General features: G+C 65.0%; 18 protein-coding genes and 1 tRNA gene. 11 read left to right on the top strand and 8 right to left on the bottom strand.

Going from position 1 to position 20,727, the window contains the following annotated elements; translation table 11 throughout:
• Window positions 1-9 precede the first annotated feature (9 nt).
• The 3 genes from ACFQZZ_RS08570 to ACFQZZ_RS08580 all read left to right on the top strand — a co-directional run bounded on the left by ACFQZZ_RS08570 (window position 10) and on the right by ACFQZZ_RS08580 (window position 2,619).
• Window positions 10-1,491, top strand: coding sequence for a flavin-containing monooxygenase (locus tag ACFQZZ_RS08570; RefSeq protein ID WP_378676536.1), 1,482 nt, complete (start codon window positions 10-12; stop codon window positions 1,489-1,491).
• A 103-nt stretch (window positions 1,492-1,594) separates the two neighbouring features.
• Window positions 1,595-2,383, top strand: a complete 789-nt coding sequence (locus tag ACFQZZ_RS08575) for a DUF1542 domain-containing protein (protein ID WP_378676539.1) — start codon at window positions 1,595-1,597, stop codon at window positions 2,381-2,383.
• Between the two features lie 163 nt (window positions 2,384-2,546).
• A tRNA-Arg gene (locus tag ACFQZZ_RS08580) sits at window positions 2,547-2,619 on the top strand.
• Between the two features lie 510 nt (window positions 2,620-3,129).
• On the opposite strand, the gene ACFQZZ_RS08585 is transcribed toward ACFQZZ_RS08580, so the two are convergent.
• The gene (locus tag ACFQZZ_RS08585; protein ID WP_378676542.1) at window positions 3,130-3,381 is read right to left on the bottom strand and encodes a hypothetical protein; all 252 of its coding nucleotides are present in this window, start codon (window positions 3,379-3,381) and stop codon (window positions 3,130-3,132) included.
• A gap of 110 nt (window positions 3,382-3,491) precedes the next feature.
• Window positions 3,492-3,854: a hypothetical protein gene (locus ACFQZZ_RS08590; RefSeq protein WP_378676545.1), complete on the bottom strand. Its 363-nt coding sequence runs from the start codon at window positions 3,852-3,854 to the stop codon at window positions 3,492-3,494.
• A gap of 172 nt (window positions 3,855-4,026) precedes the next feature.
• Between ACFQZZ_RS08590 and ACFQZZ_RS08595 the strand changes: the two genes are divergently transcribed.
• Window positions 4,027-5,178, top strand: coding sequence for a helix-turn-helix domain-containing protein (locus ACFQZZ_RS08595; RefSeq protein ID WP_378676548.1), 1,152 nt, complete (start codon window positions 4,027-4,029; stop codon window positions 5,176-5,178).
• A gap of 678 nt (window positions 5,179-5,856) precedes the next feature.
• Here the strand turns inward: ACFQZZ_RS08595 and ACFQZZ_RS08600 are convergent.
• The 4 genes from ACFQZZ_RS08600 to ACFQZZ_RS08615 form a co-directional block, all read right to left on the bottom strand.
• Complete coding sequence (locus ACFQZZ_RS08600) at window positions 5,857-6,876, bottom strand: C40 family peptidase (RefSeq protein WP_378676551.1); 1,020 nt, start codon at window positions 6,874-6,876, stop codon at window positions 5,857-5,859.
• Window positions 6,877-7,147: 271 nt separating this feature from the next.
• A complete protein-coding gene (locus tag ACFQZZ_RS08605; protein WP_378676554.1) occupies window positions 7,148-7,942 on the bottom strand; it encodes a hypothetical protein in 795 nt (264 codons plus the stop codon).
• Window positions 7,942-8,667 (bottom strand): ParA family protein, encoded by a 726-nt coding sequence (locus ACFQZZ_RS08610; RefSeq protein WP_378676557.1) that lies wholly within the window; start codon window positions 8,665-8,667, stop codon window positions 7,942-7,944. Before ACFQZZ_RS08610 ends, ACFQZZ_RS08605 begins: the two co-directional genes overlap by 1 nt.
• A gap of 263 nt (window positions 8,668-8,930) precedes the next feature.
• Window positions 8,931-9,401 (bottom strand): hypothetical protein, encoded by a 471-nt coding sequence (locus ACFQZZ_RS08615; RefSeq protein WP_378676559.1) that lies wholly within the window; start codon window positions 9,399-9,401, stop codon window positions 8,931-8,933.
• A gap of 115 nt (window positions 9,402-9,516) precedes the next feature.
• On the opposite strand from ACFQZZ_RS08615, the gene ACFQZZ_RS08620 reads away from it, so the two are divergent.
• The 3 genes from ACFQZZ_RS08620 (at window position 9,517) to ACFQZZ_RS08630 (ending at window position 12,543) form a co-directional block, all read left to right on the top strand.
• Window positions 9,517-10,137, top strand: coding sequence for a PadR family transcriptional regulator (locus ACFQZZ_RS08620; protein ID WP_378676562.1), 621 nt, complete (start codon window positions 9,517-9,519; stop codon window positions 10,135-10,137).
• A 149-nt stretch (window positions 10,138-10,286) separates the two neighbouring features.
• Entirely contained in the window at window positions 10,287-10,955 is a 669-nt protein-coding gene (locus ACFQZZ_RS08625; RefSeq protein WP_378676565.1) for a hypothetical protein, read from the top strand.
• A 166-nt stretch (window positions 10,956-11,121) separates the two neighbouring features.
• Window positions 11,122-12,543: an RNA-guided endonuclease InsQ/TnpB family protein gene (locus tag ACFQZZ_RS08630; protein WP_378676568.1), complete on the top strand. Its 1,422-nt coding sequence runs from the start codon at window positions 11,122-11,124 to the stop codon at window positions 12,541-12,543.
• 226 nt (window positions 12,544-12,769) lie between these two features.
• On the opposite strand, the gene ACFQZZ_RS08635 is transcribed toward ACFQZZ_RS08630, so the two are convergent.
• On the bottom strand, window positions 12,770-14,866 hold the full coding sequence (locus ACFQZZ_RS08635) for a hypothetical protein (protein WP_378676570.1): 2,097 nt from the start codon (window positions 14,864-14,866) through the stop codon (window positions 12,770-12,772).
• A gap of 808 nt (window positions 14,867-15,674) precedes the next feature.
• Between ACFQZZ_RS08635 and ACFQZZ_RS08640 the strand changes: the two genes are divergently transcribed.
• On the top strand, window positions 15,675-16,478 hold the full coding sequence (locus ACFQZZ_RS08640) for a GNAT family N-acetyltransferase (RefSeq protein WP_378676573.1): 804 nt from the start codon (window positions 15,675-15,677) through the stop codon (window positions 16,476-16,478).
• Window positions 16,479-16,667: 189 nt separating this feature from the next.
• Entirely contained in the window at window positions 16,668-16,907 is a 240-nt protein-coding gene (locus tag ACFQZZ_RS08645; RefSeq protein WP_378678281.1) for a hypothetical protein, read from the top strand.
• Window positions 16,908-17,033: 126 nt separating this feature from the next.
• Here the strand turns inward: ACFQZZ_RS08645 and ACFQZZ_RS08650 are convergent, their stop codons facing one another.
• Window positions 17,034-17,498 carry a hypothetical protein gene (locus ACFQZZ_RS08650; protein WP_378676576.1) on the bottom strand — a complete coding sequence of 155 codons (465 nt, stop codon included), beginning with the start codon at window positions 17,496-17,498 and terminating at the stop codon, window positions 17,034-17,036.
• A gap of 117 nt (window positions 17,499-17,615) precedes the next feature.
• Here ACFQZZ_RS08650 and ACFQZZ_RS08655 point away from each other — a divergent pair, with 117 nt between their 5' ends.
• Entirely contained in the window at window positions 17,616-18,236 is a 621-nt protein-coding gene (locus ACFQZZ_RS08655; protein WP_378676579.1) for a PadR family transcriptional regulator, read from the top strand.
• Window positions 18,237-18,383: 147 nt separating this feature from the next.
• A complete protein-coding gene (locus ACFQZZ_RS08660; protein ID WP_378676582.1) occupies window positions 18,384-20,717 on the top strand; it encodes a galactose oxidase-like domain-containing protein in 2,334 nt (777 codons plus the stop codon).
• The last annotated feature ends 10 nt before the right edge of the window (window positions 20,718-20,727 follow it).

A 20,727-nucleotide genomic window follows, 5' to 3' on the forward strand; every position in this document is an offset into this window, starting at 1 on the left:
GCTCCAGTCATGACGACGCCGTCCATCATCATTATCGGAGCCGGGTTCGCCGGGCTCGGTATGGCGCTCGAGCTGCGCCGGGCCGGGGTGGATGACTTCACTATTCTGGAGCGCGCAGCGGATCTCGGTGGAGTGTGGCGGGAGAACACCTATCCCGGCGCCGCATGCGACGTGCCCTCGCCGCTGTACTCCTGGTCGTTCGAGCCCAAATCCGATTGGCCTCGGCGGTTTTCGGAGCAGCGCGACATCCATGAATACATGCGCGGCGTCGCCGAGAAGCACGACCTGCGGCGATACATCCGATTCGGCACCGAGGTGACCGACGCCGAGTTCGACGAGCAGACCGGCCGTTGGACCGTCCGCACCGCGGACGGCGCCGACCTGACCGCGGAAATTCTCATCCCCGCCGTCGGCCAGCTGTCGCGCCCGGCCATGCCCGGCATCTCCGGCGTAGACACCTTCACCGGCGCCGCCTTCCACTCCGCCGAGTGGGACCACAGCGTCGACCTCGCCGGCAAGCGAGTGGCCTGCATCGGCACCGGAGCCAGTGCGATCCAATACATTCCGCGTATCCAGCCGACAGTCGCCCACCTGACCCTGTTCCAGCGGTCGGCGGCGTGGGTGCTGCCGAAGTTCGACGTCGAATACAGCGCCGCGCACAAGGCCGTGTTCAAGTACCTGCCGCCGACCCGGCTGGCCGAACGGTTCGCGATCTGGTCGACCTTCGAGGTGCTCGCGCTGGCTCTGACCGACATCCCGGCGATGAAGGCCCCCGTGATCGCGCTTGCCGACCGGCACCGTGCCAAGCAGGTCTCGGACGCCGAACTGCGCGAGAAGCTGACCCCCGACTATGCGGCGGGCTGCAAGCGCGGCCTGTTCTCCAACGAGTACTTCCCGGCGCTGGCGCAGTCGAACGTGGCCGTGGAGACGACCGCGATCGAGGCGATCACACCGACCGGGATCCGCACCGCGGATGGCGTCGAGCACCCCGTCGACGTCATCATCTACGGCACCGGATTCAAGGGCACCGAATTCCTCGCACCGATGAATATCTACGGCATCGGCGGACGTAAGCTCGCCGACGTCTGGGGCGACGAGGGCGCCCGCGCCTACCTCGGCCTTTCCGTCCCGCACTTCCCGAACATGTTCATGATGTACGGACCGAACACCAACGTTGGCTCCGGTTCCATCATCTACATGCTCGAATCCCAGGCTCGCTATATCCGTCAGGTCGTCGAGTACCTCGCCGACCGGCCCGGCCGTTACCTCGCGGCCAGGGACACCGCCGAGCAGGACTGGGACGGGTGGCTACGGCGGCGACTGAAGGACACACCGTGGAACTTCTGCTCCAGCTGGTATCGCAATGCCGCGGGCCGCATCACCAACAACTGGCCGGGCGCGACCGTGCTCTATCGTTGGAAGACAAAGAGTTTCGACCTCGCGGACTACCACGAGGCGCAGGCCACGCGCCTGCCTGCCACGGTGAACTGACCAGGTCTGCGCACCGCCCACCCGCCGCGAAGCTCAGCTCGGCCTCAGCAAGTCCCCAGTAAACTGGGCCGCACTTGACCCGAGGACGAAAGGGGCACGAGCGGTGTGGTGGCTACTGATCGTCGTTGTCGTGGTGCTGGCGGTCGGATTTGTCGTCTGGCGTGCGCAGCAGAGCAAGCGACGCGCGGCGACCGAACTCGCGGACGCGGCGGCCGACGCCAGACAGCTGATCGAACGGCTCGGCGGCCAGGTGTACAACCTGACCGGCAGCAACGATGCCGCGAAACAGGCGCTCGCGGACGCGTCCGAACGTCATATCGCCGCGGTCTCGCAGATCGATCAGGCTCACACGCCCGCGCAGGCGCGGTTGGCCAAACAGACCGCACTCGAAGGCATGTACTACATCCGGGCCGCGCGCTCCGCGATGGGCATGGACCCAGGACCCGCGGTGCCCGCGCTCGATGGGCAGGACTCGGCCGGTCAGGTCACCGAGAAGCGGACGGTCGAATACGAGGGCAGGGCGGTCGCGGCATCGCCGAATCCGTCTTCGGAGACCCCGAACTACTATCCGGGCGGCCGGGTCGCCGGGCGGCCGGTGCCCGCGGGCTGGTACTCCGAGCCGTGGTGGAAGCCCGCCTTGATCGGCGGTGCTTGGGGACTCGGCTCCGCACTGCTGTTCTCGTCGCTGTTCTCCGGGATGTCCGGCGTCGGCTACGGCGCGCAAGGGTTCGAAAGCGGTTACGGCGAGGGCTATCAGGATGGTCTCGCCGCAAGCGACAACGATGCGGCCGGGTACGACACTGGTGGCGGCGACCAAGGTCACGACTCCGGCGGAAACGACGCCTGGGGCGGCGACAGTGGATTCGACGGCGGCGGATTCGACGGCTTCTGACAACTCGTCCGCCACCCCCGTCCGAGCCGACTCCCCGATACGCACCTCTCAACCCCTCGGCCACCCAGAATTCCACTTGCACGACAGGCATGCCCACCCCCGACGCGCCAGCGATTCTGATCCTCCGGCCTCAACCCGGTAGACTCCCCGACGTCCACTGAAGGCCCTCGTAGCTCAGGGGATAGAGCACCGCTCTCCTAAAGCGGGTGTCGCAGGTTCGAATCCTGCCGAGGGCACAACATCGGCGCTGGCCAGCCGCGCATTTTCCGGAGGTCTACGACGTCCGTACCCGATTGGGTACGCAGTAGCGAAATGGGCCCGCGCCGAGTTGAGCCTGCTCGCTCCTTCCTCGAGGTCGTCATCGAACAGGTCGGCGTAGAAGTCCAGTGTCGTGCTTGGCTTGTCGTGCCCGAGAATCCGCTGAACACCCACCCTCCGACACAGCCAACGACGCCGCTGTGTGCCGCATCTCCTGCGGAGTCAGCCCGCGAAGATCAGCGGCGGTAGCCGCGCGGTTCCACCAGGCCCGGCCGGTTCACTGTCGAGAGCCAGCAGGGGCAGGATTGATGCATATGTGTCAAAAAATGGGACGGGCAGTTGAGGCCTATGCATCAACTGCCCGTCAGATCTAACGCAGGTGTCCAGAAAACTGGACAGCACATCGGTTCGCATCGCGCGGTGCTGCACGAGCGCGTAGAGGCGGTGCCCGCCGAACCTTGTCGCTGGAGTGTCGTCGTCCGACCAGGTCAGGACGGAAGCCCGTTGGGGTAACAGACGGGACGCCAGATCGTTCCGCAGAAGAAGTTGTTCAGATCGGCCGAACCGCTGGCAATCCCGCTGTTGCCGATCGCCTGCGTGCCGATCGCCTGCGCCTCGATCGCCTGGAGCTCGATCGCCTGGGGTGCGACTGGTGCCTGAGCCTGTGCGGGAGCGACGGACATCAGCACCGCACCGGCCAGCAGCGCACCCGCGACGAGGGAGCGATTGACTCGAATCATTTAAAACCGATCTTCTCGAGTTGGATCCGGTCACGGATATGACCTCGATGTCTGCATCGAGCACCCGACTCCGTCCGTTACAAATCCGAAATCCCTGCGTCACAATCGAACTAGTGCCGTGTCAGGCAACGTTGGGTAGGTAATCCGGCCGCCGGATTCTGGAGCCGACTGCGAAGTCGCGTATCGGACCGGCGCGCCGGTTGCGCCAGCTGATGCGCCCTTCCTCGGGGGCGAGGAAATCGAATCTCCTTGTCTCTCAACAAGATTGGCTCAATGTCGATCGGTGCGAACGTCACGGCGGTAATCGCCGCCAGGGCATCGGCGTGGAAGTCCTCCAGGCTGACCGGCCACCCATCAGGGCCGACGAACGGCCATGACCCGTCGCTGTGGTGGAGGTAGCGCACGCCGTCGTCGTCCGGGGCCAGCGCCAGTTTCCGAGCGTCTTCGTCGTCGAGTCGTGCGGGAAGGTCCATCGCCCGCCCCCTTCAGCCGTCCGGTTGGTGTGCACCCACCGCCGGGGACTACCAAGACATCGACTCGGCGGCGGGCTGAAAAATACGCTAGGCGTGTGTCTTTCACACACGGAGTAGTTCGTCGTCCACAAGCGTCAACAACCGCGACAACGCACGGGTTACCGTTGATCTCATGAGTCCCGGCGGGGAGAACGTCACAGGTGAGCGGCTGCGCGCTGCGCGGGAGGCGGCGGGGCTCAGCCTGTCCGCGCTGGCCGCGCGCACGCACTACAGCAAGGCGCTGCTCGGGATGCTGGAGAACGGGCAGCGCCAGATCAGACCGGAACATGTCCGCGCCTATGCCGACGCGCTGGGGATCGGCTCAGCGTTGTTTGCCGAACCGGCCGATGGCGAACGGGCAGCGGCCGAATGGATTCAGCGGGCGGCGGCGTCGGACATCGGAGGCGACACCCTGGAGCGGCTGGCGCTGGCGGTGGACGACTTGGCGGCGGCCTACCCGACGACTCCGCCGGGTGAATTGCTCGTACGCATCCGTCAGCATCTCGGCTACGCCGGACGCCTGATGGACAGCCGGAAGACTCTGACCCAGCACCGCCGGTTGCTCGTCACGGTCGGTTGGCTCTCGCTGCTGGCGAGCACCTGCCATATCGACCTGGGGGAGCTACCCGCCGCAGCGGCGCGCGGTCACCTGGCGTGGAAGCTCGCCGACGAAGCACAGCATTCGGAGATAGCGGCGTGGTGCCTCGAAACACGGGCGTGGCAACAGCTCACTGACGGCGCGTTCACGGCGGCGGCCGAGCTGTCGCGCGCCGCTCAGGCCATCGCTCCGGAGGACAGTTCGGTGTTCATCCAGGCGACGGCTCAGGAGGGCCGCGCACTGGCACGGCTCGGAGACAGCAAGGGCACGTACGGGGCGCTGCGCAGAGTCGCCAGGCTGGTGTCCGGGCTGAGTGTTCCTGACCGGCCAGAGCATCACTTCCGGTACGACCCCGCGAAGTCGGACGCCTACGTGGCCACCACGCTGGCCTGGCTCGGTGATCCGGCGGCCGAGTCCTATGCGCGGCATGTCCTCGCTGAGCTCGCGGGCGCTGCGTCTGTCCGGCCGCGCCGCATCGCGATGGCGAACCTTGATCTGGGTCTGGCGCTGGTCGCCGCCAACAAGCCTGATGAGGCGGCGGACGTGGCGCTGGCCGTGGTGACCTCCGGCAACTTGGTGCCCTCCCACTACTGGCGCGTCGCCGAGGTGGTCTCGGGGATCGAAGGCCGAGGCGCACCGGACGCGGCCACCGTTCGCGAAGCGTTCCGCGGCACCTACCCGGCGTAGCGGCTGCCCGCAGGGCAGAGGCACGCAAAACGTTCGTTTGCCCAGTTCAGCGCGGCATTCTTGTGCCCCGCTGTGCCCACAAACCCTATTGATCCGGGTTGAACTCGGTTGAACCCGGTCGAGGACATTTCCCAGGTAGAGGCCATGCCGATGCTGTGCCCGCAGCTCCCGAATCCGGGTGATTCGCTCTCCTGAAGCGGGTGTCGCAGGTTCGAATCCTGCCGAGGGCACTGCATTGTCGCCAGTGAGCGGCGCTCCTCTGCTTCTGGTGCAACTGACCTCGAGTTCGCTCATCGAACTGCAGCAGGCTGCGGACCAACGCAGCGCTCCTGGCAATCCAGGTCGAACAAGGACGCGTGCGACGCCCATCGAAAGCGGTTCCTGCTCCTGCACGATGCGGATCGAGGGCGTGGACCCGGAACACCGACCCGCGCCATCTTCGGAGTCGACGCAGTACAAGCACTAATCGAGGCAATGACCTTCGTGGCTGGATCGGTTGAGGCACAAGGCCGCCAGTACTGATAGCGGGCTCGAACATGCCGACGGCTACAAGCGATCCATCATCACTCGGTTCGCTCAACTCCGGGCAGCGGAGAACGTTCAGCCGGGACACGATGAGCGGCAGCAGGTACCAGGCAGGCATGCGGCGTCACTCCAATATCTCGTGAGGGGTTCGGCTCAGTAACGGCGGGCGCTGGCGTACGGCATCGACGCCATATCGGATTCGATGACACCGGTGCCGTAGGTCGAGGCGTGGATGACCTTGCCTTCGCCGGAGTACAGCGCCGAGTGGCCGCCGCCGTAGAACGACACCACGTCGCCGGGCTGCAGTTCGTCGACGGAGACCGGGGTGCCCGCGGCGAGCTGCTGGTAGCTGGTGCGCGGCGTATCGACGCCGGCCTGGCCGTAGGACCACTGCACGAGGCCCGAGCAGTCGAAGGCGTCGGGGCCGTCCGCGCCCATGATGTAGTCCGCGCCCAGCTTGCTGCGAGCGGCATCGACCGCGACAGCACCAGGGGACTTCGGGGCCGTGACAGTGGGGGCGGGGGCGGGTGCGGGGGCAAGCGGCTGAGCCCATGGCATGCCCGAGAGGAACGGGAGCTCGATGCGGATGGCGTTCGGGGGAAATCCGAGTTCGATCGCCGGAACGGTCGCGGTACCGGTTCCCGGAACGGTCGCGGCGCCGGTTCCTGGAACGATCGCGGCGCCGGTTCCTGGAACGATCGCGGCGCCGGTTCCTGGAACGATCGCGGCGTCAGTTCCCGGAACGGTTGCAGCGGTTGCTGGAACGATCGCAGCGCCAGTTCCTGGAACGGTCGCAGCGCCGGTTCCTGGAACGATCGCAGCGTCGGTTCCTGGAACGATCGCAGCGTCGGTTCCTAAGAAGGCCGCGGGTAGCGAAATCTCGGGTAGCGGGGCGATTTCTATTTCGGAGACGAGGGGCGCGGCCGGCAGAGTGCCGACTTCCCAAATATCAATTATTTGCGGGATATTTTCGACTGCCGGGGTATGCACTGCCGGAACGGGCGTGCGGCCGGGGATTTCGAAAGTGCCTACCCCGGGGATATTCAGCGGCTGCGCCGAAGCGGATCCGGCGGTCAGCAGCAGAGCTCCAAGGGCGGCGGCTGCGGCGCCTAGTAGCAGTAGCAGTGTGCGGCGCAGCCAGCGGAAATATCGGACGTCTTCGGTTGAAGCCATGATGCGGTCCTCCGATGCTCACATCGAGGCCGATGGCGGGACATTAGGTGTTCACCACGGCCTTCGAATTGGTTCGAAAAACATCACGGTGATCTGTTCAGTCCAGTGGATCCGAGCGTTCATCTTTCGGTAATTCTGGGGAATAACAAATATAGACACACCGAAAATCTATAACGAACAGATAAAGAATAGTAACAATATTCACAGCGATATTTTTATACAGAAATGCCCCGCAGCGGAGTCCGGGCCGCCACGGGGCATTGCGCGAGGCTCAGGCGGTGATCTGCTCCTCGATCTGTTCGGCCAGGTTGCGCAGCCGGGCGGCGAATTCGCGCGCGGCCACCGGGTCGTCGTTAGATCCCTTCACCACCCGGCGAGTGAGCGCGGCCAGCCGCGACTCCACCGTGGTGAACAGATCCACGGCTCGCTCACCGGTCTCGTCTCGCAGGTCACCGCGCAGCCATGCCTGCAGGAGCTGCCTCACCTCGACCTCGTCGAATTGCCGGGGCAGCAGCGCCACCGCCTCGCGCAGCTTGCCCGCGGTGATCTTCACCTCCGGCGCGTCGGCGAGCGTGGTGTACACGGCGACCGCCGCATCCTCGCCGTGCTCGGCCGCCACCGTCAGCAGCTCCCGCACTTGGCCCTCGTTGATGGCGGGCGCGACCGAGTGCAACCGCGCGGCCAGCGGCCAGGCCCGGATGAGCTTGTGCGCGTACGACCTTTGCATGTCCCACCGCTGTTCCACGTACTCGTCGAAGGTCGTGTGCTCGGCACGGTACAGACGCCCGTCCCGCACAATCTGCAGCGCTCGACCGGCCGCCCAGAATGCGATGCGGAGGCTGTCGATCGAGGATTCGCAGGCGGTCAACTGCGCCTGCTCACTGCCGCTGAGCGGGCCCTCACCCGCGTCGTCGGGCAGCGGCATGGTCAGTACATTCGCCGGTTCGACGACCTCGGGACGCCACTGCGCATCGCGCAGCGGAGAGACCGGCGGCGTATGTTCGGCATTGTCGGCCAACGGATTCCCGGCCCCACCGATCGAACCCTTCCTACGTTGCGGAGGCATCAGGCCGACACCTCCACGGCGATCCGATACGGGCGGACCAGCTCGTCGCCCACCTGCCGGTACTCCCCCAGATCTTCGATCGGATTCTCGGCGCCGTCGCCGACCTCCCCGTCCGCCGCCTCCCGATACCACTTCCAGGCGCTCAAATAGGATTCGAACACCTCGTATCCGGCGTCCTCCAGATTCCTGCGCTGCGTGCGGTATTCGGTCGAGACGTTGACACCGTGCTTCATGGTCACCGGCACCTTCGTCATCAGCACCCGCACCCGGATCTCGCGGTCGTGGCCCGCGGCCGCCTCCTGGGCGGCCCGGTAGGTGCTCGGAACACGCTTCACCTCCGACGGGCTGACGCTGGTCAGCAGAATGAGCTCGTCGCTCTGCGGGATTGCGGCCTTGAATATCTCGGCCGATTCACCGCCCGCGTCCACGATGATGACGTCGAACACCTTGGCATTGTCGGTAATACAGTCGTTGACGTGCCGGGACGGGAAGGCTATCAATTCGAACGGCACCTGGATCTCACCCTTGGTCAGTCGCCGATACCAGGAGTATCCGGTCTGGCTGAGCGGGTCGGCATCGATCACCAGCACCCGCAGTTCGTGGACCAGTGCGAAATAGGAGGCCAGAAAGAAGGCCGAGGTGGTCTTGCCGACCCCGCCCTTGAGATTTCCCAGTGTGATCACCAGGGGCTCGGGCAGATCGAGTGGCGCAACAGAATTCGTCATGAACAGTCCTCCAGGGGTATGAGGAGAGCTGGAACTGTGCGGAGCCAGTCTGGCACGGAGTTGACGAACAACCGTTGATTCGCGCGACGCCCCCGATTCACCGGCGTGCCGCGGCACACTGTGTCCAATTGGACACAGGACAATCCACCCGCGGGTCACCACCGATCGCCGCCGGGGCGGGTCAGCGCGCGACGGCACGGCGAATGCCCGGTCTCGATGAATTCGAGACCGGGCATTCGCGATGACGTCGCGGGCAGGGCAAATCAGCGGGGAGTACTGGCCGGGTCGACGAGGGTCGGGGTGCGGCCATCGCGGTGGGCGCGGCGGGCGTCCTCGAAGAACTCGCGCGAGAAGAGGGCGGACAGGACCGCGACGCCTGCGCGGTGTACGCGGAATTCGCTGGTCTTGCAGGTGCCGGTGAGGCGGATGACGCGACCTGCGGCGCCCTTCGGTCGGGCGAAGTCCTTGACGCGGCCGCGGCCGGTCCACTCCAGTCCGGTCTGGTCGATGACGGCATCGTCGGGCACCAGCAGCTTCACCATCGCGTGGTCCAGATTCGCGTGCAGTTCGATGACACCGTCGCCGGTGATCTGCGGCGAACGCAGGTCGATGACGACGGCGCCGTAGCGGGCGGTGACCTCGAAGGCATCGGAGTCGGTCCAGTCGCCGAGTCGTTTGACGGTGTCGTGGTCGACGTGGATCTGGACGGAGCCGGTGGTCAGTGAGGCGGTCATTTCAGTGGTCCTTTCGGGGTTGCGCTTTCGATGAATCTATAGTGGCACAGAGACTAGTTTTTTGGCAACTAGTTCTTGGAAATCTAGTTGTTCGGCTACCAGTAGAATGGGCAATATGACGGCATCGGCGCAGTTCAAGCGCTCTCCCCTGGCGATGGCAGTGCTCGGCATCCTGCATCTGGAGCCGATGCACCCCTACGCCATCCAGCGACGGATCAAGGAGTGGGGCAAGGACAAGGTCGTCAATGTCGCCCAGCGCGCGGCGCTGTACAAGACGATCGGCCGACTCCAGGACGCCGGACTCGTTACGGTGCGGGAGACCGGACGCGATCAGCAGTACCCGGAGCGCACCGTCTACGAGATCACCGAGGCAGGGCGGACAGCTTGTGCCGGCTGGATCGGTGACATGATCGGCGAGGCGCGCTACGAGTACCCGGAATTCCCTGCGGCACTGTCGTTTCTGATGCTGCTCGGCCCCGAGGCCGCACACAGCGAGCTGGGGAGGCGCGCAAAAGCCATGCGCGCCAGGCTCGCCGAGATGGACATCGAAGACGCACAGGCCGCGACCATGGACCTACCTCGAGTGGTGGTGCTGGAGGACGAGTACCTGCGGCTCATGACCGAAGCCGAATTGCGTTGGCTCGACGGTGTTGTCGCTGATCTGGCGGCAGGCACCCTCACCTGGTCCCGGGAGTCCTTGCTCCCCCCGCAGGACACTGGCCCCGAAACAACTTAGCGCACTGAGGAACACGGCCAGTCGCGCTCAACTTGCGTTCGCGGGACATGGATCACATGTACTCGCCGGAACCGATGCGGCATCGTTCGCGACTTCCTGTCCGCAGCGAATTCACGTTGCCGACAACGAAATCGGAAGTAGAGACAACAATGATGTTCCGCAAAGGCGCTGCGGTCGCGGCGATGGTCATTTCGGCTTTGAGCATCTCGGCTGGAACCGCAGCGGCCGACCCTGCCCAGGACACACCGGATGTCCATTTTCAGGCCGATGTGGTCGATCGCTCGGTTGTTCTCACCATGGACGCCGGTGCCTTGACCGTCAGTGACAACCATCTCCAGTTCCTGGACCGGAACGGATCCTCTGTCGCGACCCTTCCGCTCACCTACGTTCGCGGCGGTAGCGCGATGCCGATCGCAGCGCAACTGCATGGAGACACTGTCACCCTCACTCCGAGCCTCGACCCAGCCGACGCGCAGCCGGTGAGTGCATCGACAGCCACCGAGATCGACGCGCTGTCCCACCCAAACTACAACGCCGCGCTCGGCAACTTCAGCATGTCGATGATGGCAGCCGCAACCGTCGGCAGCCTGCTGGGTAGCGCGATCGGAGGCGGCATCGGCTGCGTCGCCGGGGGTGTCGTCGGCGGCGCCACCGGAGGAGTGGTATCGATCGGCCTGCTCGCGATTCCCGCAGCCATCGGCGGCTGCCTCATCACCGGTGCGGCACTGGCCGGCATAGGCGCTGTCGCCGGCACCGTCATTGTCGGCATCCCCGCACTGATCGCCGCCGGAACCCAATTCTGGAATGACACCCACTGAACACCCCGTAAGCCCGTTGCCGTGGCCGGGACATGCCGGATCCCGTCCACGACACCCACCGTCCCGAAACCGGTTCGACGTCTAGCTAGAGCGTGTCTCCCAATAGTTGTTGGTGAGGTCGACGCGGGCCAAAGATGTCGGTGGCTGGTGCGATGATGCTGTTGTGGTGCGGCACACGTCATTCCGGTTCTGCTTGGACCCGACGGTCGAGCATCAGATGGTGCTGTCGCGGCATGCTGGGGCGGCGCGGTTCGCGTTCAACCAGTGCTTGCACGCGGTGAAGACCGCGTTGACCGCCCGCGGGACCGACCCGGCGGTATCGGTCCCGTGGTCGGGGTTCGATCTGATCAACCATTTCAACTGGTGGAAGAAGACCGAGGACGCGGGACGCGTCTTCGCTGTCGATCAGGCCGGTACCGCCACGGTTTCGGTGACTGGGCTCGTCTGGCGTGATCAGGTGTGTCAGCAGGTGTTCGAGGAAGCGGCGGTCGATTGCGGGCGGGCGCTGGCGGGCTGGGCGGAGTCGCGTCGCGGTACCCGCAAGGGCCGTCGGGTCGGGTTCCCCCGGTTCAAGAAAAAGAACGCAGCCGGTCGGTCGTTCCGGTTGCGCAACAAGCACTCCAGGGGTCGCCGCCCGCCGATCCGGGTGGGTGACAACGACTGTCCACGGTCGGTGACATTGCCCGGGATCGGGACGGTCAGGGTGCATGACGACACCCGTCGGTTGCGTCGGATGCTGGCAACCGGGAGCGCGAAGATCCTGTTCGCGACCCTCGGTTGGCGGGCCGGGAGGTGGTGGGTCACGCTGAATGTGGAGGCCACCGAGCTGCATCCGGGCCTGTGTCACCCACCCCGCGAGACCACCGATCGTGGTGGCTGGGTGGGGGTGGATCGCGGGTTGTCGGCGTTCCTGGTCGCCGCGACCGGCGACGGCAGGGAGGTCACCCGAATCACCGATCCGCCGAAAGCATTGGCGGCCAGGATGCGCAAGCAACGCCGCCTCGCGCGAGCGGTGTCACGGAAACCGAAGGGCTCCAACAACAGACGACGCGCGGCCGCCCGGTTGGGTCGCCATCATGCCCATGTCCGCAATATTCGTCATCATTTCCTGCATCAGGTCTCCACCGTGTTGGTCAAAACCCACGACCGGCTCGTGCTGGAAGACCTGAACACCGCGGGGATGCTGCGCAACCGGTGTTTGGCACGAGCGATCAGCGACGCAGGCTGGGCCGAACTCGCCCGCATGGTCACCTACAAGCAAGCCTGGCGAAGCGGCACGGTCGTTGCCGCTGACCGCTGGTTCCCGTCGAGTCAGGTCTGTTCACGCTGCGGTACCCGCAACCGCGAACTGACCCTGGCCGACCGGGTTTTCCGGTGCGGGTGCGGACACGAACTCGACCGCGACCGTAATGCCGCGGTCAATCTCGCCGCCTGGGGCGAGCAACACCTTGTTTCCCAGGTTCGGGAGCCCGAAGCACGAGCCCCGGTTACCAATGTCCGCCGACGGGAAGGCCCTGGCCCACACATTCGTGTGGGTGAAACCGGCCCGAGTGACGCGGAAACCGACACACACGCTCTACCGGCGTGAGTGGAGGACGTCCGAGAAGGACGGTGTCCACCGATCTCACCGATTGGGAGACACGCTGGAGGAACCGGAACCGCTGGCCGACAGCGAGATCAGGTAGCAGCTGAGGTCGGGGGTCGGCTGGCTGCAATAGTGGCCGGCCGTCGGAGTCGCTTGCTCGACGGAGGCGGCGGGTTCGAGCGGGATAGCCGAGGACGGAGCGGTCGGCACGGCACGTGCTGCCGAGGCCCTACGGGTCCCACGGGTCGAGTCCGCCGTTGGGTTCCAAGTGGTCGAGATTGGAGACTCTCCTGACCGACGCCATCAACCGGGCGCGGTTGAGGTCGGATGGGGTGCTGTAGTAGGTCATCGCGGCGTCCCGATGCATTTTCGCCACTTTGTTTCCGATGGCCCAGCGGGTGTCACGACCGACGCTGTTCCATTGGTCGGGCGTGATCGCGGCGCGCAGACCAGTGTCGGAATCCCAATGTTGCTCGACGGTTCTGATGAAGTGGTGGTCGAGCACGGCGCCGGGCGCCGGCTCGGTGGAGTGTCTGGCGAAGCTGTCGGCTGATACGGCGGCTTGGGCGGCGTAGGCCATGTGCGCATCGTCGCCCGCGTAGTTCTCCACCGCTCGCGCCGCCGCGACGGCTTTCTGCAGGGGCGCGAATCCGTACGGGTTCTGCGACATAGTCGATTTCTGGGTGCTCGCGGCACGCATGGCGTCGCTGACGAATTTTTGACTCGCACCGGCGGACAACAAGGCAGCAGGCAGCTGCGTACTGGGAGTCCTGCTGTCCTCCAGCCGCTTCAGCGCGCTCGCCACGCCCAACTCGGTGCTGATATCCCCGAATTTGTCGGCGCGGGTGACTATCTCGCGCCAGCTATCCCGACCCAGCTGGTTCCAGGTATGCGATTGCTGACGCATGGGTGCGACATGGATATTGGTGGCGTCGACCTTTCGACGCCCGCGCGCGAGTGGGTTCAGTGGATTGCCCACCCCACCGGCGAGCCATGCGGTAATCGGCGAGCTGTTGACGGTGTTGAGCGCGGCGAGGGTAGTAACGATCCCCGAACTGCCCTTCGAGCCCGCGGAGGAGCTGGTTCCCATACCGAGCGCGGTGCCGCCACTGCTGCTGGATCTGGCTTGGCCGCCTTGTATCGCGAGGGCGAATCGGTTGGCGATCCATTCATTGCCGCTGTCGAGACTGCGGCTGAGTCGCTTCAACTGGGAGATGGCGACGATCTCGGCCGCACCCGCGATGACGATCACCGCCATGACCTGCCCCTGCGCCTGCCGGAACAGGTTGCCGAGGAACAGGACGTACACCCCGAGGAAAATGGTGAAGGCGGTCATCCGCGCCGCCGCGACGAAACTGTCGACGAGATTGCGGACCAGGAACGTCTGCGTCGGCCCATAGACGAAACCGCCTGCGGCGAAACCGAAGATCGACATGAACGCGTGGTAGAGCGTATCCAACGCCGCCTTGATGACCTTGATCGCGAGGTAGGCCGCGAACACCAACAGGACACCTGCGCAGACCAGCAGCATCAGTCCGGTGCCGACCTGCCCCATGGTCGGATTGTCCGCCTTGGCATGAGCCGCACTGTCCCCGCAGGCCCTCATACCGTTCTTGATCCGATCGTCGTCGCCGGACATGACACCGGCCGACCACGCCGACCGGCACGACGGACGCTCGTCGACAACGTGCCCGAAATTCCACACCTGCAACGGACGCCGCGCGAAGCTATCCGCGAGGTCCCCCTGCATCGTGGACACCAATTGCGTCGGGTTCGGATTGTTATTGCCATTCAAACCGGCTGCCACCGAGATACCCAGATCACGGCCCTGAGCGAGCAACCCGTGTGAGGACAGCACATCCTCGAGCGGATCAGCCAGGAACACCGGACCCAGTATCGCCACACCGACCATCGTCACGACCTGCATCGTTGCTTTGGCGGTATAGCCCCGGACGATGAACCAGGCCACGAAGAACGCACCGATCGCCGCCGCCGTCACCAACATCATCGGGGTTGCGATCTGACCGGTCAACGCGTCGGCGACGCCACGCAACGCCGATCCGAACATGTCGAGCCATCGAAAACTCAACGCATACCCGATCAGCCAGATCGCCGTTGTCACGATGGTCATGTAGCCGATGAACTCGAGGCCGAGAATGGCCCACAGGATCGTGGCACCCGCGTTCAACGGCCCACCATGGTTGGTGGCGAACTGGTAGTCGGCCAACGGAACACCGGACGAGTCACGGATTTTCATCCAGCTCAGCCCGTCGATCTCCGATACCCCTGCCGCCGCGCCCGCAGCCTCGTGCTGCGCGGTGGCCACCGCGCCCAAAACACCTGGAAATACCAACAACACAATAAAGATCAGCACCAGCCATGCAGCTCTTCGCCGCCACACTCCGGAACCGAACAGAAAAGACGAGCACCATTTTCCCGGACGTACACCGAGGAATTCGAATGAATACATATCAGCTGCGGGTAGCTTCGACGCGTGTTAGCACTCGGACAAATAATCGTGTCTGATGGATATCGTGTCGCAATGCCATCGAACCGCCACCCGGAACATTAAGTGAGCATGTCTGCTTGCTGCCTCTGGAGCGAGGCACGAGAAAACCCTAAACCCACGCCCCACAATTGCTACAGATAATGTTGCACGACATCCAAATGAACAACAGGTGATCCCCGGAAAGCAGAAGGTAAAGTCGCTGGTACGCGGCTCGCAGAGCTGCGATGTCGATGAAATCTGTTCCGCCACTGGGAGATACGTCACAACTGCGGAGATCGCAGCGGTAGCTTCAGTGCGTGGTCGGGGTTGCCTACGTCGATGATGGTGCGGCCGTGGGGGTTCGAGTGTCGCAACCGATGGATCTGGAACCGACGGTCAGTCACCGAGTCCCCGTTGCGGGACCGACAGGGCGGCGGGCGAGCTTCGAGGACGGACCGCTTGTGCACGAATCTCGTTAAGGGACTGACGATTCGGATGACATGACGGTGTCTGGCACTGCGGGCGCTACCACAGTGCGCGTTCATTCTCAGAGTTGGGGATCGTCGAGAATTGGCGAGCCGATAAGAGGCCGATGCGATGGCATCGGACCAGCCGTGGGGGCTTCGGCAGTAGGAAAGGTTCGTTCATGAGAAACAATCCATGCGATATCCTCGTCGGCGTGGCCGAAGTTGCGACCGGCGAGATGAGGCGGGCAAGCAAAGCCATCTGGCACGGCTACGAGAATATCGTTCGAAACTCCGATGAGGCAGCAATAAACACTGCGGTGTGCGACGCCAAATGTTATGGCGAAATAAACACCGACCGCGGCTTGGCGTGGCGGTCCCACCCGAGTGACGGTACGGCCGGCGCTAGGCGCGTCATGCAACAGCACGTGATTACCGATGCAACGGTGACGGACGCGGATGACATCGTCCGAGTGTTTCTCGATGGATGTCGTGAAGCGTACAAAGACCTCCCCGTTGTCAAGAAAGACGGCGGGGTTGATGTACTCATTGCGGACATGACAGAGCGTAAACCAGCAGATTTCTCGAGGCAGCTAGCCGACGACAGTATTAAATTCTTCGTCCATCGGACGCCAGAGGGAAAAGTTGACGGTTTCATCGAAGCAACCATTCGCCCGGACGGCAGGGGGCAGCTATACGCGTGGCATGTGTCGCCGGAATTGCATCGGACGGGAGTCGCGCGTGCACTGATGCGCACAGCACTCGAGTATATGGGTGACGTCGCCGTACACTCCAATACAACCAACGGCACCAAGGCTTACGGCGCACATCGGAACCTCGGCTTCACTCCTGTAGGAAAGCCGACCTCCACTCCGCCCCCGATGGCGGCAGCCGGGCTGGTGGGCTGGCAGCAGAATATGATCCTGAGCCGCGAAGCCCGAGCCGCGTTGCTGGCGCGCTGGGATCAGCAGGACGCCATGTTGTAGGTGGCACTTGCGGGAGTGACCGATCGAGGACGTCATCACCGCTTTCCACCGGCCGGGGCGTGACCGAGTGCGGCGGTCAGCAATGCCGCGGCGGCAAGCGCGGCGCCCAGCCACATCGCCTAGGTCTTCCCGGAACAATCGCAGCCCCTTGCGGTCTCCAGCGGGCATACGTTCGCGGCACGTACCAGCCTGTCGGCCGAAGAGCTCGCCGAGTGCGCGCTGATCGGTCCGCGCGGCCCCGCGCCGCAATACTGGCGCCGCGCCATGGCGCCGGAGGTCACGCCGGGCGGTCGCGCCATTCCCGCCGGACCCGCCGTCGGCACCCGGGAGGAGGGACTCGCCTTGGTGGCGGCGGGTCGCGGCGCGATGCTGCTGTGCAACGCGGCAGCCGAGGAACACGCAGCAGATCCGTCACTTTCGTGCCGGTGAGCGGGCTGGAGGGTCCCGACTCGGCCTCGTCTGGCATCGCAACCACGAGACGGCCCGGGTGCGCGCCTTCGCACAGGCCGTCGGCGCGGTGGGATAGCGGTACAGCGCAGCGAATGACTCGATGTTTCAGGCCGAAGCGTTGGCCGGGTCGGCGACAGTCGGGGTGCGGCCTTCGCGGTTGGCGCGGCGGGCGTCTTCGAAGAACTCGCGGGAGAACATCGCCGAGAGGACGGCGATGCCCGCGCGGTGGACGCGGAATTCGCTACGGGTGCTGGTGCCGGTGAGACGAATGACTCGACCTGCCGCGTCCTTCGGACGGGCGAAGTCCTTGACGCGGCCGCGGCCGGTCCACTCCAGATCGGTCTGGTCGATGACGGCGTCGTCGGGGACGAGCAGCTCGACCATCGCGTGATCGAGGTCGGCGCGCAGTTCGATGTCGCCGGTGATCTGCGGCGAACGCAGGTCGATGACGACGGCGCCGTGGCGAGCGGTGATGTCGAAGGCGATGGCGTCGGTCCAGTTACCGAGGCGCTCTGCGGTCTCGTGGTCGACGTGGATCCGGGTGGGGCCTGCTGCGAGCTCGGCGGTCATTTCGGTGGTCCTTTCGGGCGGTGGCTCCGCTGATGAATCAATAGTGGCATGAACACTAGTTTCCTTGCAACTAGTGATTGGGAAGCTAGTTGTTCGGATACCACTAGAATGGTTGCTATGACGGCATCGATGCAGTTCAAACGGTCCCCGCTGGCGATGGCGCTGCTGGGCATCCTGCACCTGGAGCCGATGCATCCCTACGCGATCCAGCGACGAATCAAGGAGTGGGGCAAGGACAAGGTCGTCAACGTCAGCCAGCGCGCCGCGCTCTACAAAACGATCGGCAGACTGCAGGAGGCCGGACTGGTCACCGTCCGCGAGACCGGACGCGACCAGCAGTATCCCGAGCGCACCGTCTACGAGATCACCGACGCGGGCCGCGCCGCCTGCGCCGGCTGGCTGGCCGACATGATCGGCGATCCACGCAACGAATATCCCGAATTCCCTGCGGCGCTGTCATTTCTGATGCTGCTCGGGCCGGGCGGCGCCCGCACCGAACTGGAGCGGCGCGCAAAGTCCGTGCGCGCCAAGCTCGCCGAGATGGATGCCGACGCCGCGCAGGCGGCAACCATGGAGCTGCCACGCGTGGTGATGCTGGAGGACGAATACCTGCGTGCCATCACCGAAGCCGAATTGCATTGGCTCGAAGGCGTCATCGCCGACCTGACCGCGGGCACCCTCACCTGGTCCTGGGAATCCCTCGCCCCGCACCACGACAGCAAGCCCGAAACCCTGTAGTACCAAGCGCTCTCGATCCACGAACTCCAACATTCGCCTCGGCCCGCAAGCCCAGCATCGCTGCCGCAACATTTCGGTCGGCCTGATCTTTCGGTGGATCGAGCGAAGATCGCACCGGATTCGACAGAACCGACCACCATGTATTCCGTGGTAGGACAATTCGTTCCGGTTCCGGACCGGGCAGCTCTAGAGAACCAGGACTGCGGGATCGCGATCGCGGATATCAGCGGCGACGGTGCGCCGAATGTCGTCGTGCTGGTGGTCGACGACCCGCAGGGGCAGAACATCGGGCTCTATCGGGTCGGGGCCGGATTCGCGACCGATGGGTCGGTGCAGGGTTGGGGGCCGTGGCTGGAGGTGCCGGACTGGTTCGGCTGGGAGAACCAGGGTGCCGGGATCGCCGTCGCGGATCTGAGCGGCAATGGCCAGGTCGATCTGGTGGTGTTCGTCGTGGACAATCCGCCGGGCCAGAACCAGGGCTACTACCGGATCGGGCGCGATCTGGCCGCCGACGGCACAGTGACCGGAGGGTGGACACCGTGGCTCGCGGTGCCGGACTGGTACGGCTGGGAAAACCAGGGCGCCGACATCTGTCTCACCGACATCGATGGGCAGCCCGCGCTCGTGGTGCTGACGGTCGACAATCCGCCTGGCCAGAATGCGGGGCAGTTCCGGCTGGCCAAGGGCCTGACCGCGGACGGTGTGGTGAGCGAATGGACACCATGGGTGGCAGTGCCCGATTGGTACGGCTGGGAAAACCAGGGTGCGGGTATCGCGGCCGCGGACCTGGACGGTGACGGCAGGCCAGAGTTGATCGTGTTCGCGGTGGACAATCCCGACGGCGTCAACGCGGGCCTCTACACCGTCGGCTGGGGCCTGGACGGGACCGGGCATGCCATCGACGGCTGGAGCGGCTGGGCAACCGTGCCACAGTGGGGACTATACGAAAACCAAGGTGCGGCAATCGCTGTGCTGAGTGCCGAGGGTGCCGCGCCGGAACTCGTGGTGTTCACCATCGATGCGCCACCGGGTGTCAATTCGGGCTTGATCAGGGTCTTCGACCTCGAAACCGATTTGATGCATGCCGCGCACCTCGGGGTGTGGCGGATCCTCGATTTCGGCACCGAGATCAACCCGGTGCACGCCGCCCTGCTGCACACCGGAGACGTGCTGTTCTTCGCCGGTTCCGGCAACGACCCGGATCGCTACGACGCGCACGAATTCCGCACGCGCGTCTGGCATTACCCCGCGCCCGGCCTGAGCGCACCAGACACCCCGATCGACCTGTTCTGCGTCGGACAGGCATTCCTCCCGGACGGCAGGCTGCTCGCGGCAGGTGGCACCGAACGCTATGACCCGTTCTATGGTCTGCCGGACGCACTCATTTTCGACCCGATCACGCTGACCTGGACCGCAGTGCCGGACATGGCCTTCGGGCGCTGGTATCCCACGCTTGCGGCACTGCCGAGTGGTGACGTGGTCGCGGTGTCGGGCCTCGGCGCCGACAATTTCCTATCGGTCGTACCCGAACTGTTCGACGCCGCGACCGAAACCTGGTCACAGCTGCCGACACCCGGCCCGATACCGATGTACGGCCACCTGCAACTGCTCGCCGACGGCAGGTTCTTCTACAGCGGTGGCCAGTACGGCGGGAACAACGGTATGCGCCCGTCGATCTGGGATCCGACGACCGGCGCCATCGTCGAAGTGCCCGGGCTCGCCGACCCCGGTTCCCGCAATCAGGCCGCCAGCGTGCTGCTGCCACCCGCACAACACCAGCAGGTGATGATCCTCGGCGGCGGTGGATTCGATATGCACAGTCCCGCACCGGCTTTGGCGGACACCCGAATTGTCGACTGCACCGCGGCGACGCCCGCTTACCAGCCAGGGCCGCCGATGGACCACGCCAGAATGCATCTCAGCGCGGTAATTCTTCCGGACCGGACGGTGCTGGCAACCGGCGGCTCCGGCATGGAGGAGATGGCACACGCCGCGCCGCCGCATGCCGAGATCTTCGATCCGGCGATGGGCGCCTGGATGCACACCGGGCCCTCACGGGTTCCTCGGCTCTATCACTCGATCGCGCTGCTCACCCCGGACGGCAAAGTCGTCACCGCGGGGTCCAACCCGGCACGCAAAAGCGAAGAGCTACGCATCGAAATCTATTGGCCGCCCTATCTTTTCCGTGGACCGCGACCAGAGCTCGAACTGGCGACCGCCGCGGCGGGTTACGGCGCGACGGTTACCGCGACGACCGCGGCCGATATCCGCGAAGCGGCCCTCATGCGCCCCAGCGCGTGCACCCATTCCACCGACAACGAACAACGTCTGGTCGACCTCGAATTCACCAGCACCGCACCGGGTTCGATCACATTGACCCTCCCCGCCAATCCGGCGCTGGCACCTCCCGGCTGGTACCTGATCATGGTCGTGGACCAGCAAGGAGTCCCGTCGCCGGGACAATGGCTGCACCTGAGCTGAACAGCCACCG

The sequence above is a fragment of the Nocardia sp. GCM10030253 genome (genome assembly GCF_042675075.1).
Taxonomy (GTDB): Bacteria; Actinomycetota; Actinomycetes; order Mycobacteriales; family Mycobacteriaceae; genus Nocardia.